14 protein-coding genes and 1 tRNA gene are annotated in these 12,626 nt (G+C 66.2%); 5 read left to right on the top strand and 10 right to left on the bottom strand.

What is annotated here, in order from left to right:
• Positions 1-47: 47 nt before the first annotated feature.
• Positions 48-374, top strand: coding sequence for a sulfurtransferase TusA family protein (locus tag K9D25_RS16090; RefSeq protein ID WP_347881452.1), 327 nt, complete (start codon positions 48-50; stop codon positions 372-374).
• Positions 375-403: 29 nt separating this feature from the next.
• On the top strand, positions 404-1,042 hold the full coding sequence (locus tag K9D25_RS16095) for an alpha/beta hydrolase (protein ID WP_244376642.1): 639 nt from the start codon (positions 404-406) through the stop codon (positions 1,040-1,042).
• A 36-nt stretch (positions 1,043-1,078) separates the two neighbouring features.
• Here K9D25_RS16095 and K9D25_RS16100 read toward each other — a convergent pair whose 3' ends face one another.
• Positions 1,079-1,564 (bottom strand): hypothetical protein, encoded by a 486-nt coding sequence (locus K9D25_RS16100; protein WP_244376643.1) that lies wholly within the window; start codon positions 1,562-1,564, stop codon positions 1,079-1,081.
• 46 nt (positions 1,565-1,610) lie between these two features.
• Positions 1,611-1,687 (bottom strand) — tRNA-Lys (locus K9D25_RS16105).
• Between the two features lie 223 nt (positions 1,688-1,910).
• Here K9D25_RS16105 and wrbA point away from each other — a divergent pair.
• Positions 1,911-2,507, top strand: a complete 597-nt coding sequence (gene wrbA, locus K9D25_RS16110) for an NAD(P)H:quinone oxidoreductase (RefSeq protein WP_244376644.1) — start codon at positions 1,911-1,913, stop codon at positions 2,505-2,507.
• A gap of 67 nt (positions 2,508-2,574) precedes the next feature.
• Here the strand turns inward: wrbA and tgt are convergent, their stop codons facing one another.
• The 7 genes from tgt to gyrA all read right to left on the bottom strand — a co-directional run bounded on the left by tgt (position 2,575) and on the right by gyrA (position 10,513).
• Positions 2,575-3,729 (bottom strand): tRNA guanosine(34) transglycosylase Tgt, encoded by a 1,155-nt coding sequence (gene tgt, locus K9D25_RS16115; RefSeq protein WP_244376645.1) that lies wholly within the window; start codon positions 3,727-3,729, stop codon positions 2,575-2,577.
• Positions 3,726-4,811 carry a tRNA preQ1(34) S-adenosylmethionine ribosyltransferase-isomerase QueA gene (gene queA, locus K9D25_RS16120; protein ID WP_244376646.1) on the bottom strand — a complete coding sequence of 362 codons (1,086 nt, stop codon included), beginning with the start codon at positions 4,809-4,811 and terminating at the stop codon, positions 3,726-3,728. Before queA ends, tgt begins: the two co-directional genes overlap by 4 nt.
• 82 nt (positions 4,812-4,893) lie before the next feature.
• On the bottom strand, positions 4,894-5,352 hold the full coding sequence (locus K9D25_RS16125) for a peptidylprolyl isomerase (RefSeq protein ID WP_244376647.1): 459 nt from the start codon (positions 5,350-5,352) through the stop codon (positions 4,894-4,896).
• 31 nt (positions 5,353-5,383) lie between these two features.
• A complete protein-coding gene (locus K9D25_RS16130) occupies positions 5,384-5,956 on the bottom strand; it encodes a peptidylprolyl isomerase (protein ID WP_244376648.1) in 573 nt (190 codons plus the stop codon).
• 35 nt (positions 5,957-5,991) lie between these two features.
• Positions 5,992-6,492: a pantetheine-phosphate adenylyltransferase gene (gene coaD, locus K9D25_RS16135; protein ID WP_432207953.1), complete on the bottom strand. Its 501-nt coding sequence runs from the start codon at positions 6,490-6,492 to the stop codon at positions 5,992-5,994.
• A 108-nt stretch (positions 6,493-6,600) separates the two neighbouring features.
• Positions 6,601-7,602 carry an alpha/beta hydrolase family protein gene (locus tag K9D25_RS16140; RefSeq protein ID WP_244376650.1) on the bottom strand — a complete coding sequence of 334 codons (1,002 nt, stop codon included), beginning with the start codon at positions 7,600-7,602 and terminating at the stop codon, positions 6,601-6,603.
• Between the two features lie 127 nt (positions 7,603-7,729).
• Positions 7,730-10,513 carry a DNA gyrase subunit A gene (gene gyrA / locus K9D25_RS16145; protein ID WP_244376651.1) on the bottom strand — a complete coding sequence of 928 codons (2,784 nt, stop codon included), beginning with the start codon at positions 10,511-10,513 and terminating at the stop codon, positions 7,730-7,732.
• Between the two features lie 276 nt (positions 10,514-10,789).
• On the opposite strand from gyrA, the gene K9D25_RS16150 reads away from it, so the two are divergent.
• Positions 10,790-11,416 carry a MarC family protein gene (locus K9D25_RS16150; protein ID WP_279613814.1) on the top strand — a complete coding sequence of 209 codons (627 nt, stop codon included), beginning with the start codon at positions 10,790-10,792 and terminating at the stop codon, positions 11,414-11,416.
• A 144-nt stretch (positions 11,417-11,560) separates the two neighbouring features.
• Here K9D25_RS16150 and ssb read toward each other — a convergent pair whose 3' ends face one another.
• Positions 11,561-12,124, bottom strand: a complete 564-nt coding sequence (gene ssb / locus K9D25_RS16155) for a single-stranded DNA-binding protein (protein WP_244376653.1) — start codon at positions 12,122-12,124, stop codon at positions 11,561-11,563.
• Between the two features lie 272 nt (positions 12,125-12,396).
• Between ssb and K9D25_RS16160 the strand changes: the two genes are divergently transcribed.
• Positions 12,397-12,549 (top strand): hypothetical protein, encoded by a 153-nt coding sequence (locus K9D25_RS16160; protein ID WP_244376654.1) that lies wholly within the window; start codon positions 12,397-12,399, stop codon positions 12,547-12,549.
• The last annotated feature ends 77 nt before the right edge of the window (positions 12,550-12,626 follow it).

Here is a 12,626-nt window from a genome sequence, read left to right on the forward strand (position 1 = left end):
CCATCACGCTTGCGCCGGGCCGCCGGCTGCGGAGGCGCTTGCCCTCGGTGCCGTCCCGGCGTAACCCGCGCATCATGGCCACCGCCGTTTCCGACGAGCCCCCGCTCCGGCTCGACCTCAAAGGGTTGAAATGCCCGCTGCCGGCGCTGCACACGCGCCGGGCGCTGGCCCGCGCGCAAGTGGGCGCCGTGATCGTCGTTGAGTGTACCGACCCGATGGCCGCCATCGACATTCCCCATCTCGTGCGCCAGGACGGCCATGAACTGGTGGCGCAGCAGCGGCAGGGCGACACGCTGAGCTTTCAAATTCGCAAGCATGAGACGCCGGCTGCGCGCGAGGGGGATGGTCATCCCGCCGGAGTCACTTCTATCTAGCGGCGCTGGTTCCGCCACGGGGTTTGCCAATGAAGCTGACGCGCCGTCTGTTCACCCTTACCGGCCTTGTCGGCCTCACTGTCCACCTCACTGCACTCACTGGTCACGCCACTTCGGCGCAGGCGCCGCATCACGGCCAGAGCGCCGCCGCCCCGCTGCCGTCGCGCGCCGACACCCATGTCTATCTGCTGCGCGGTCTATTTGGCGTGTTCTCGCAAGGACTTGACGCGCTGGCGCAGGAACTGGTGGCGCAGGGCTACCATGCCGAGCTCTATGGCTGGGACGAGGCGCAGCAGGTGATCGCGCTGATCGAGCGGCGGGAGGTTGAGGGCCATGAGGGGCCGACGATTCTCATCGGCCACTCGCTTGGCGCCAACGCGGTGACAAATATCGCTAACGCGTTGCAATCTCAGGGGATTGCGGTCGATCTCGCGGTGACGTTCGACGCCACCGACCCCGATCCGGTGCCGGAGAATGTCGCGATTCTGATCAATTTCTGGGCCGCCGACGGCTTCGGCGAACCTGTCGAAGCGTCTCCCGGCTATACCGGGGACCTTGAAAACATTGATCTTTCCGGCCAGCCGGGCATCGACCATACGAGCATCGACTCGATGGACCAGTTCCACCAGACCGTCATCGCGCGGCTGGAAAGCCTGACCGGAAACTAGACTGCCGGCTCCCGAAAAGAGAGCCGGCGCAAAGGCTTACTTGAGTGCGGCGTCAACCGCCTGGCGCACGAAGGCTTCCGGCGAGATCTTCGCCGCCGCCGCCTTGGTGTTGATGGCGTTGAGGATTTCCGGCGGGAAGGGCACGTCGAGAATCACCGCGTCGGCGCTGTCGAGCGAATAGACGGTGCGCACGACCCGCGAGGCGAAGCTCGCCACAGCCTGGGTCTTCTGCGCGTCGGAAAGGCCGGATTTCGCAGCAACGGCAGGGCAGTAGGCGGAAATGACGCCGTCGATGATCAGGCCGGAGGAAAAGCCCGCGGCGCGCAGACCGTCCACCGCCGCATCCAGCGCCTCCGGCTTGTCGAGCCCATCGCCCGTGGGCAGCACGGACTTGATCGTCGCCGCCTGCGCGGCTTCGAGCGTGCTCTTCGGGCACTCGAAGGCTCCAGCCGCGAGAGCCGGCTGCGCCGCCACCAGGGCAAGAGCGAAAACCGAGGCCGGGAGAAACGGTGCGTAGGACATCTCAACTCCTGCTACGGAAACGGCTTCCAGAATATGCCTTTGCGCGTGGTGAGCCCGCTGGGACTCGAACCCAGGACCTCATGATTAAAAGTCACGCGCTCTAACCAGCTGAGCTACGGGCCCCCACGAGAAGGGGGATTAAGGGTTTCGCACCGCGAAGGCAAGCGGACGGCGCGTCGCGGCGGCACCTATCAAGAGCCTGATGGGGGTGCCAAATGTTTCATATTGCACGTGCGCAAGAACACCACGTCGATCATGCCGCTTCCGGTGCGGCTTTGGCGCCATTAGCTTGCAGCCATGACATTCGGGAGCGCCGCCGGCCCTCCCAGGGGCAAGGAGCAGACACATGGCAAAAGTTCTGGTGCTGTATTATTCGACCTACGGCCATATCGAGACGATGGCGGAAGCCGTTGCCGAAGGCGCGCGTGAGGCGGGTGCCGAGGCGGTGGTGAAGCGGGTGCCGGAGACGGTGCCGGAGGAGATCGCCCGGCAGAACCACTTCAAGCTCGACCAGAAGGCGCCGGTCGCCACGGTGGACGAGTTGAAGGACTACGACGCGATCATCTTCGGCGCCCCGACCCGCTTCGGCACGGTCGCCTCGCAGATGCGCAGCTTTATCGACCAGACCGGCGGGCTGTGGTTCACCGGCGCGCTCGTGGGCAAGGTCGGTTCGGTGTTCACCTCCTCCGCCACCCAGCATGGCGGCCAGGAATCGACCATTCTCGGCTTCGTGCCGACCCTGCTGCACCACGGCATGGTGGTGGTTGGCCTGCCCTACGCCTTCCAGGGCCAGATGGGTGTTGACGAGATCAAGGGCGGCTCGCCTTACGGCGCGTCGACGATCGCCAATGGCGATGGTTCGCGTCAGCCTTCCGAAGTCGAGCTGGCGGGTGCCCGCTTCCAGGGCAAGCATGTTGCCACCATCGCGGCCAAGCTGGCCTGATCACGCGTACCTGTGGCCATTTGAGCCAAGTCATCCCGGCGGAAGCAAGACTTCGCGCCGGGATTTCTCAGCGCGCCGGAATATCTCCGCGTGCCCAGCCTTCCTTCACCTCGGCCTTGAACGCCTCGAACCGGCCTTCGGCGATGGCGGCGCGGATGCCGGCCATCAGGCTCTGGTAATAGGCGAGGTTCACCCAGGTGAGCAGCATGGAGCCTAGCATCTCGTCGCAGCGCACGAGGTGATGCAAATAGGCGCGCGAATAGTCCCGCGCCGCCGGACAGTCGCTTTCCTCGTCGAGCGGGCGAGGGTCCTCGGCGTGGCGGGCGTTCTTCAGGTTGATCTTGCCGAAACGGGTGAAGGCCTGCGCGTGCCGGCCGGCGCGGGTCGGCATCACGCAATCGAACATGTCGACGCCGCGCGCCACGCTTTCGATGATGTCGTCTGGCGTGCCGACGCCCATGAGATAGCGCGGCTTTTCCGCCGGCAGGATGGGCGTCACCACCTCCAGCATCGCCAGCATCACATCCTGTGGCTCGCCGACCGCAAGACCGCCGATGGAATAGCCGGGGAAGTCGATGTCGATGAGGCCCCGCGCCGATTCGATCCGCAACTCCGTATCGTCGCCGCCCTGTACGATGCCGAACAGCGCACGGCCTTTCGGTTGCGCCTCGAACGCCTTCTTCGAGCGCTCCGCCCAGCGCAGCGACAGGCGCAGGGCGCGGGCGATCTCGTCCTTCGGGGCAGGAAGGCGCACGCATTCATCCAGCTGCATCTGGATGTCGGCACCCAGCAGCCCCTGGATTTCGATGGAACGCTCGGGCGTCAGCTCGTGATAGGCGCCGTCGATATGCGAGCGGAAAGTGACGCCCTTCTCGCTCATCTTCCGCAGGCCTGCCAGCGACATGACCTGGAAGCCGCCGGAATCGGTGAGGATAGGATGCGGCCAGCGCATCATCTGATGCAGCCCGCCGAGCCGGTCCACGCGTTCGGCGCCGGGGCGCAGCATCAGGTGATAGGTGTTGCCGAGCAGGATGTCGGCACCGAGCTCGCGCACCTGCCCAGGATACATACCTTTCACCGTACCGGCGGTCCCCACCGGCATGAAGGCGGGCGTGCGCACCACACCGCGTGGCGTCACCACCTCGCCGAGCCGGGCGGCGCCATCGGTGGCGTGCAGGCGGTAATGAAAATCGGTCGGCAGGGAATGATCGGAACTGTTCATGGCCGGGCTTGTGGCAGCAAAAGGCAGGCATCGCCATAGGAATAGAAGCGGTAGCCACTGGCGATGGCGTGGGCATAGGCGCGCTTCTGGGTCTCATGACCAATGAACGCCGCCACCAGCATGACCAGCGTCGAACGCGGCAGGTGGAAATTGGTCAGCATGCCGTCGATGAAGCGGAAGTGCGTGCCGGGGGTGATGAAGATATCCGTTTCGCCGCGCCAGGCGCTGAGAAGTCCCTCTTGCGAGGCGGCGCTCTCGATGAGGCGGGTGGCCGTGGTGCCGACGGTGACGACCTTGCCGCCCCGCGCCCGCACCGCGTTCAGCGCGGCCGCGGTTTCGGGAGAAACCTCGCCCCATTCGGCATGCATCCGGTGGTCAGCCGTGTCGTCGGCCTTGACGGGGAGAAAGGTCCCGGCGCCGACATGCAGGGTGACGCGATGGGTCTCGACGCCCCGCGCGGCCAGACGCTCGATCAACTCGGGGGTGAAGTGCAGCCCTGCTGTCGGCGCCGCGACCGACCCCTCATGCGCGGCGAACATGGTCTGGTAATCCGCCCGGTCCTGCGCATCGTCGGCGCGCTTGGCGGCAATATAGGGCGGCAGCGGGATATGGCCGATGGCGGCGATGGCGGCATCGAGCGCCGGACCGGCGGCCGCGAAGCGCAGCGTGACCTCGCCCCCCTCGCCTTTCGCCTCGACGCGCGCGGCGAGCGTGGTTTCGCCCTCGGGAGAGGCGAATTCGATCGTGTCGCCGGGAGCCAGCCGCTTGCCGGGACGGGCGAGCGCAAGCCAGCTGTCCGGGCCGAGCCGCTTATGCAGCATGGCTTCGACCTGCACCCCTTCGCCCTGCGAGGTGGCACGGCGGCGGATGCCGTCGAGCCGTGCCGGAAGCACGCGCGTATCGTTGACGACCAGCGCGTCGCCGGCAGCCAGCAGTTCCGGCAGATCACGCACCTGCGCGTCGGTCAGTTCCGGGTCCGCACCGGCGCGCACAACGAGCAGCCGCGCCGCATCGCGCGGCGAGACGGGCCGGAGCGCGATGGACTCGGGCGGCAGATCGAAATCGAACAGGTCGACACGCATGGAAGGCCCGGCTCTTACAAAAGGCGATCCCGGACGCGCTCACGCGCATCCGGGACAGCATCATGCCTCAACGTCGCGGTGATCAGGCGGAAACGGTCGCCTTGACGATCTTGTCCGGGTTCTGCACCGGCTCGCCGCGCTTGATCTTGTCGACATTCTCCATGCCTTCGATCACCTCGCCCCACACGGTGTACTGGCCATCGAGGAAGCCGGCATCGGCGAAGCAGATGAAGAACTGGCTGTCGGCGGAATCCGGGTGCTGGGCGCGGGCCATGGAGGCGGTGCCGCGCACATGGCGTCCCTTGTTGAATTCAGCCTTCAGATTCTTGCCCGAGCCGCCGCGGCCGGTGCCGGTGGGATCGCCGGTCTGGGCCATGAAGCCGTCGATGACGCGGTGGAAGACCACGCCATCGTAGAAGCCCTGCTTGGCGAGCTCGCTAATGCGCGCGACGTGGCCGGGCGCGAGGTCCGGGCGGAAGCGGATCTTGACCGGCCCCTGCGTCGTTTCGAGCAGCAGCGTGGTTTCAGCGGTGTCGGTCATTGGTCTCTCCTTTACTGGAAGGTTGGCGGCGTCACTTGACGTCCGCAGCCACCTTCATCGAGATGATCTTGTCGGGGTTCTGCACCGGCTCGCCGCGCTTGATCTTGTCGACGTTCTCCATGCCGGACACGACCTGGCCGATCACGGTGTATTGGCCGTTGAGGAAGGACGCATCGCCGAAGGTGATGAAGAACTGCGAGTTGGCGCTGTTGGGGCTGGAAGCGCGTGCCATGCCGACCGTGCCGCGCTTGAAGGGCACGTTGGAGAACTCGGCCGGAAGGTTCGGATAGCGCGAGCCGCCGGTGCCGTTGCCATATTGGCCATCGCCCGTCTGCGCCATGAAGCCTTCGATGACGCGATGGAACGGCACGTTGTCATAGTAGCCTTCGCGCGCCAGCGTCTTGATGCGCTCGGCGTGCTGGGGGGCGATATCCGAGCGCAGCACGAAGATCACCGGACCCTTGGTGGTCTGCATGATGATCGCGTTCTGCGGGTCGACATTCGGCGGCAGCTTGGGCGCCTGCGCCGAGGCCGGAGCGACGGCGACCACGGCCAGCGCGCAGGCGACGGAGAAGGCAGCGAGAAGGCGTCGGATCATGGGCATGAACTCCGTTGAGCGATGGCGAAGACCGCCCGTTGCTAGGCCCCGCGCCCGAACCGACCGCGCAGGCGGACGAGAACCGGGCCGGGCACAAAGGCGGAAACATCCCCGCCCATGGCCGCGATCTGCCGCACCAGCGTGGCGGTGATGGGGCGGGCAATGGGGGAGGCCGGCAGGAAAACGGTCTGCACGCCGGGCTTCAGCGTCGCGTTCATTCCGGCCATCTGCATTTCATAGTCGAGATCGGTGCCGTCGCGCAGGCCGCGGATGAGCAGGCTCGCGCCATGGGCCTCGGCGGCATCGACGACGAGATTGTCGAAGGTGACGCAGTCGAGCCGGGCGCCCTCCTCATGGGCGATGGGCGCGAACACCTCACTCAACATCTCCAGCCTCTCGGCCGGCGCGAAGAGCGGCGCCTTGCCGGGATGGATGCCGACGCCCACCACGAGCCGGTCCACCAGCCGCGCCGCAGCACGCGCGACTTCGACATGGCCGTTGGTCGGCGGGTCGAAGGAGCCGGGGTAGAAGGCGGTGCGCATGGCGCTCATCTCGGGCCTCTCGGTGCGCGGCAAGGGTTAGCGGTCTCGCGGCCTGGACGCAAGCCGCGGTGGTTTCCACTTCGCCACCGGTGACTGTGTCGCCTCCGCTCAGGGGGCACCGAGCTCGGTATCCAGAAAATGCAATACGGCGTCGGCCACCTGCGCGTGGAGGGCCGCGCGCCCCTCCGCGGCGGTGCCGTTATGGCAGATCGGGCCATCGCCCTGCTGCTCCGCCTCCAGCAACGCGACCGCCCCCGGCTTGCACAGTGGCAGGAAGCTGAAATGCGTAGCGCCGTCCAAAGCGATATAGCGTCCCAATGCGAAAGGGAGATGCGCGGCCAGATAACGCGACTCCAGTGCGGCCGGCACATGCGGGTCGCCCTCGCCTGCCGAGATCACCAGCACAGGCACTTTCAGGGCAGCGAGGCTCTCCGGCGTGAAGCCGCGCGCCAGCCCGAGATCGAGCGATACCGCCGCACCCACGCGCCGGTCGGCGAGATCACCGGCCAACAGCGTGCGCGCCTCGACCGTGCTTCCCACCTCAAGCCGACCAGATATCTCGCAGGCCGCGAGCTGGGCATAAACGTCGCAGTCCGCCGCGAAACGGGCCGGATCGAAACGCGCACCAGCAAGCGCCATCGCCGTCCAGCCGCCGAGAGAATGGCCGATGACGCCGACCTTGTCGGCATCTGCACCGAAGGCGGGGTCGCGGGTGATCCGGTCGATCAGCCGGGACAGATCGCGCGGCCGTTCCCAAAGTCGGGCGCCAATATCGGGCTTGAGGTTGCGGCTGGTGGTGCCGGGATGGTTCACCGCCGCGACCATATAGCCATGCCGCGCAAGCGCGACCGCCAGCCAGGCCTGGTTGCCGAGATTGCCGCCAAAGCCGTGAGAGAGCACGACGAGACGGTGGCGACCGGCTGCCGGGGCGGCGTCGACGATGACGGATTCGCCCACCAAGACGGCATTGTCGCCGATCAAGGTCTGCGGGCCCGCCGCCGATGTCGGATACCAGACCGCCGCCTCCAGGGGGCGCTCCGGAATCTCGGTGAGGCTCAGCCGGCGAAAGCCGACACCGTCGGCGCGCGCGACTCCAGCGCTGATCGCCATGAAGGCAAGCGCGAGAAGGAGGAAAAGGGGACGCATGGGCGATGACATTCGGCGGGGCAACATACGAGGCGTGGAAACAAGAACGGCGCCTTCTGGCGCCGTTCCGTGTTCTCATCATGGCCTTGGCTCAGCTTGCGGCGTCTTCGCCCGCCGCCTCGCCGCCCAGCGCCTCGTCGCCCTCGTCCTCGGTGACGCGCTCGACGGAGACGACCTTCTCGTCCTCCGCCGTGTCGAACACGATCACGCCTTGGCTGCCACGCCCCACGGTGCGGATGCCGTTCACCGGGCAGCGGATGAGCTGGCCGCCATCGGTGACCAGCATGATCTGATCGGCGTCCTCCACGGGGAACGAGGCAACCAACGGGCCGTTGCGGTCATTGACCGCCATGGCGACGATGCCCTTACCGCCGCGCCGCGTGGTGCGGTACTCATAGGACGAGGTGCGCTTGCCGTAGCCATTCTCCGAGAGTGTCAGGATGAATTGCTCGGCAGCGCCCATGGCGACATAGCGCGCCTGGTCGATATCCGCCGGCCCGGCAACCGCTTCTTCCGCATCCGGCTCGACGATCTCGGCCTCAACGACCTCGCCCTCCTCGCCATTGGCCTCCACGCCGTTCTGGCTCCGGCGGATGGCGTTGGCGAGCTTGATATAGGCGGCACGCTCTTCCGCCGTCGCCTCGACATGGCGAATGATCGCCATGGAAATGAGCCGATCACCCTCTTCCAGCTGGATGCCGCGCACGCCCATGGAATCGCGTCCCTTGAAGACACGCACCTCGGTAACGGGAAAGCGGATGCACTGGCCGTTGGCGCTGGTCAGCAGCACGTCGTCGGCCTCGGTGCAGAGTTGCACGCCGGCGATGGACTCACCCACTTCCAGCTTCATCGCGATCTTGCCGTTGCGGTTCACATTGGTGAAATCGGACAGCTCGTTCCGCCGCACCGTGCCGGAATTGGTCGCGAACATGATCTGAAGCCGGCTCCACGCCTCCTCGTCCGGCAGCGCCATGATCGAGGTGATGCGCTCGCCTTCGGTGAGCGGCAGAATGTTCACCAGCGCCTTGCCGCGCGACTGCGGCGCCGACATCGGCAGGCGCCAGACCTTCAGCTTGTAGACCTGCCCCTTGGACGAGAAGAACAGCACCGGCGCATGGGTCGAGGCGACGAAGAGGCGGGTGACGAAATCTTCGTCCTTGGTCTGCATCGCCGAGCGGCCCTTGCCGCCGCGCCGCTGCGCGCGATAGGTCGACAGCGGCACACGCTTGACATAGCCGGCATGGGAAACCGTGACGACCATGTCTTCGCGGGCGATCAGGTCCTCGTCCTCGAAATCGCCCTCAGCTTCGGTGATCTCGGTCTTGCGCGGCGTGCCGAATTCCGCCTTCACCGCCAACAGCTCGTCCTTGACGATGCCACGGATGCGCTCGCGGCTGGCGAGAATGTCGAGATATTCGCGAATCTCTACCGCGATCTTGTCGAGTTCGTCCGCGACCTCGTCCCGGCCCAGCGCGGTGAGGCGCTGCAGGCGCAGATCGAGAATGGCGCGCGCCTGCTCGGCGGAGAGGCGATAGGTGCCGTCCTCGGCGAGCCGATGCCGGGGATCGTCGATGAGCGCGATCAGCGGGGCGACATCCATCGCCGGCCAATGCCGCGTCATCAGCGCCTCGCGCGCCGACGCGGGATCGGGCGAGGTGCGGATCGTGTGGATGATCTCGTCGATATTGGCGACGGCGATGGCGAGGCCGACCAGCACATGCGCACGGTCACGCGCCTTGCGCAGCAGGAACTTGGTCCGCCGGCTCACCACGTCCTCGCGGAAGGCGACGAAGGCGGTCAACAGATCCAGCAGGTTCATCAGCGCCGGCTTGCCGCCGTTCAGCGCCACCATATTCGCGCCGAAGGACGTCTGCAGCGCGGTCATGCGGTAGAGATTGTTCAGCACGACATCCGCCTGGGCGTCGCGCTTGACCTCGAACACCACCCGCATGCCTTCGCGGGAGGATTCGTCGCGGATTTCGGCGATGCCCTCCAGCCGCTTCTCGCGCACCAGTTCGGCGATGCGCTCGATCATGGTCGCCTTGTTCACCTGATAGGGAATTTCGGTGACGATGATGGCGTCACGGTCCTTGCGGATTTCCTCGATCGTCGCGCGCGAACGCATGACGATGGAGCCGCGGCCGGTGAGATAGGCTTGCCTTATGCCGCTGCGTCCGAGAATGAGCGCGCCTGTGGGGAAGTCCGGGCCCTGAATATAGTCGAGCAGCCGCTCCACATCGAGCGAGGGGTCGTCGATAAGCGCAACGCACGCATCCACCACCTCGCCGAGATTGTGCGGGGGGATGTTGGTCGCCATGCCGACGGCGATGCCGCCGGCGCCGTTGACCAGAAGATTGGGGAAGCGGGCCGGCAGGACCGTCGGCTCCTGCTCGCGGCCGTCGTAATTGTCCTGGAAATCGACCGTGTCCTTGTCGAGATCGTCCAGCAGGTTCATCGCCGGCTTGGCGAGGCGCACCTCGGTGTAGCGCTCGGCCGCCGGCGGGTCGCCATCGACAGAACCGAAATTGCCCTGGCCGTCGATCAGCGGCAGGCGCATGGAGAAGTCCTGCGCCAGACGCACCAGCGCGTCATAGATCGCCTGGTTGCCGTGCGGATGGTACTTACCCATCGTATCGCCGGTCACACGCGCCGATTTATTGTAGGGGCGCTCAGGCGTGTAATTGTTCTCGCGCATCGAGAACAGAATACGGCGATGCACCGGCTTCAGACCGTCGCGCACATCGGGAAGCGCGCGCGAGACGATGACGCTCATCGCATAGTCGAGATAGCTGCGGGACAGCTCCTCGGTGATCGAGACGGGCCGGATATCCGAAGGGCCGCCGCCCTCCGGGTTGAACGTGTCGGAATCGGACAAGGAATCGTCTTTCCGTGGTTGCGGAACGTGTGTGCCTGTTTAGACCATTCTGCCCGGAAACGCCAGCGCGACGGCTTTTTCTCCGGCGCCAAAACGCGTGCCTTACCAACGGCTTACAGCCCCAATTCCACAGCCCCGCGCGAAGGTGGCGAAAGCGCGGCGCCGCGCCCAGCCAAGCGGTGTCATCTGAGAGGCCTTGGCAGGCCCGCGTGGGGACGATCTTATAGAATGCTACCGTCGGCGGGGGCGCCGTGATTGAAGGCGGAAGGTGGCGACGTGCTCGACTATATGTTCTCGGCCATCGTGACCATGGCGGTGGTGATCGACCCGATCGGCCTCGCGCCGCTGTTCCTGGCCGTCACCTCGGATCTGACGGCTGGAGAAAGGCGTCTGGTGGCGCTCCGTTCGGCCGCCATTGCGCTCGCGATATTGGTCACGTTCGGCCTTGTCGGCGCGCCGCTTCTGGCCGCGCTGGGTATCACCCTGCCCGCGTTTCGCATCGCCGGTGGGCTGTTGCTGTTCGCGATCTCTTTCGAGATGGTGTTCGGCCGGCGCACCGAGCGCAAATTCGACGCGTCGGAAGTCGCCCAGCGCGAAAAGCTCCTGCGGACGCTCGCGGTCTTCCCGCTCGCCATCCCGCTGATGGCCGGGCCCGGCGCCATCACCGCCATGCTGCTGCTGGCCGGCGAGGCGCATGGCGACCCGGCGCGGCTCGCGGCGCTTTTCGTCATCACCGCGCTGGTGATCGCGAGCTGCCTCGCTGTCTTCCTCGCGGCCCGTCGGATGGACAGGCTGCTTGGTGTCACCGGCAACGCCATTCTTTCGCGCCTGCTGGGCGTGGTGCTGACCGCGCTGGCGGTACAGTTCGTGATCGACGGGATCCGGGCGTCGTTCCTCACCTGAGCTCCCTATCGGGAATTGCCCGTCTTTGTTGCCGCCTCCGCGACCCCATGCGGCTCACGCACCGTTAGCGGCGCTTACTCGCACTGCGCATCTTGCAGTGGTAGGCCGCACCGCTCTGCCCTGTACCGGTTCGGTGACCAGGCCTCAGAACGGAATCTCGTCGTCCAGGTCGCCGCCGGAGCCGCCAGCGGGCCCGCCGCCGAACTTGCCGCCGCCCGATCCGCTCGCAGGTGCCGGACGACGCTCGCCACCAAAGGAACGCCCGCCACCCGAACCGCCGCCATAGCCGCCGCCCGAACCGAAATCGCTGCTCCCGGCGCTGTAATCATCTCCGCCGCCGCCTTCCGACCCGCCGCCGCGGCTGTCGAGAATGGTGAGTTCGCCCCGGAACGGCCGCAGCACGATTTCGGTGAAGTAGCGCTCGCCGCCATTCTGGTCGGTGGCCTTGCGGGTCTCGATCTGGCCTTCAATATAGACCTTGGAACCCTTGCGCAGATACTGCTCCGCGACGCGCAGCAGGTTCTCGTTGAAAATCACCACGCTGTGCCACTCGGTGCGCTCCTTGCGCTCCCCCGAGGCCTTGTCGCGCCACGTTTCCGAGGTCGCGATGCGCAAATTGCACACGCGCCCGCCATTCTGGAACGTCCGCACTTCGGGGTCGCGGCCGAGATTGCCGATCAGGATCACCTTGTTGACGCTGCCCGCCATCTTGTCCTCCGAAACTGCCGGACGCCCGCTCTGGCGCGCGCTCGTGAAAGGGAACGCATAATAGACCAGCGGACGCCCGGCCGCGCGCCTCGGGCCTGTGCTGTCCACCGCTTTGCGCCCACATGGCGCCGCGGAACATCGACCAGAAACATTGTTCTTGTTCTGTTCCTAGCATTGTGTCTAAGCTGCCGCAAGAGTGCTGAGTCGACATTGCGAAGCGCGCGCGCCGGACTATGTTTACCCTGTGTTCTAAAAGGGAGCCTGTCCCCATCATGACCCAGATGCGCCATCGCCCGCGCGCCCGTGCCATCGCCGTCCGTGCCGAAGAGGCCCGCCAGGCGTTGATCCGCCGCGCCTTTCTGGCCGTAGCCGGCGCACTTGCTGTCGCGGCGGGTTTGGCAGCGCTGCACGGCGTCGGGGGCTGATCCCTTCGCCGGGCGGGCCTCGTCGCCGTAATGCGCCGCCCTGCAAAATCTGTTGTTCGGCGTAGCTGCCCGTAGAA

It is taken from the genome of Ancylobacter polymorphus (genome assembly GCF_022836935.1).
GTDB classification, from domain to species: Bacteria; Pseudomonadota; Alphaproteobacteria; order Rhizobiales; family Xanthobacteraceae; genus Ancylobacter; species Ancylobacter polymorphus_A.

Bases quoted from the DNA above. Each gene is read 5' to 3' on its own strand.
- K9D25_RS16095 (WP_244376642.1), top strand. From the start codon at position 404: ATGAAGCTGACGCGCCGTCTGTTCACCCTTACCGGCCTTGTCGGCCTC.
- K9D25_RS16100 (WP_244376643.1), bottom strand. From the start codon at position 1,564: ATGTCCTACGCACCGTTTCTCCCGGCCTCGGTTTTCGCTCTTGCCCTG.
- wrbA (WP_244376644.1), top strand. From the start codon at position 1,911: ATGGCAAAAGTTCTGGTGCTGTATTATTCGACCTACGGCCATATCGAG.
- tgt (WP_244376645.1), bottom strand. From the start codon at position 3,729: ATGAACAGTTCCGATCATTCCCTGCCGACCGATTTTCATTACCGCCTG.
- queA (WP_244376646.1), bottom strand. From the start codon at position 4,811: ATGCGTGTCGACCTGTTCGATTTCGATCTGCCGCCCGAGTCCATCGCG.
- K9D25_RS16125 (WP_244376647.1), bottom strand. From the start codon at position 5,352: ATGACCGACACCGCTGAAACCACGCTGCTGCTCGAAACGACGCAGGGG.
- K9D25_RS16130 (WP_244376648.1), bottom strand. From the start codon at position 5,956: ATGCCCATGATCCGACGCCTTCTCGCTGCCTTCTCCGTCGCCTGCGCG.
- coaD (WP_432207953.1), bottom strand. From the start codon at position 6,492: ATGCGCACCGCCTTCTACCCCGGCTCCTTCGACCCGCCGACCAACGGC.
- K9D25_RS16140 (WP_244376650.1), bottom strand. From the start codon at position 7,602: ATGGCGATCAGCGCTGGAGTCGCGCGCGCCGACGGTGTCGGCTTTCGC.
- ssb (WP_244376653.1), bottom strand. From the start codon at position 12,124: ATGGCGGGCAGCGTCAACAAGGTGATCCTGATCGGCAATCTCGGCCGC.
- K9D25_RS16160 (WP_244376654.1), top strand. From the start codon at position 12,397: ATGACCCAGATGCGCCATCGCCCGCGCGCCCGTGCCATCGCCGTCCGT.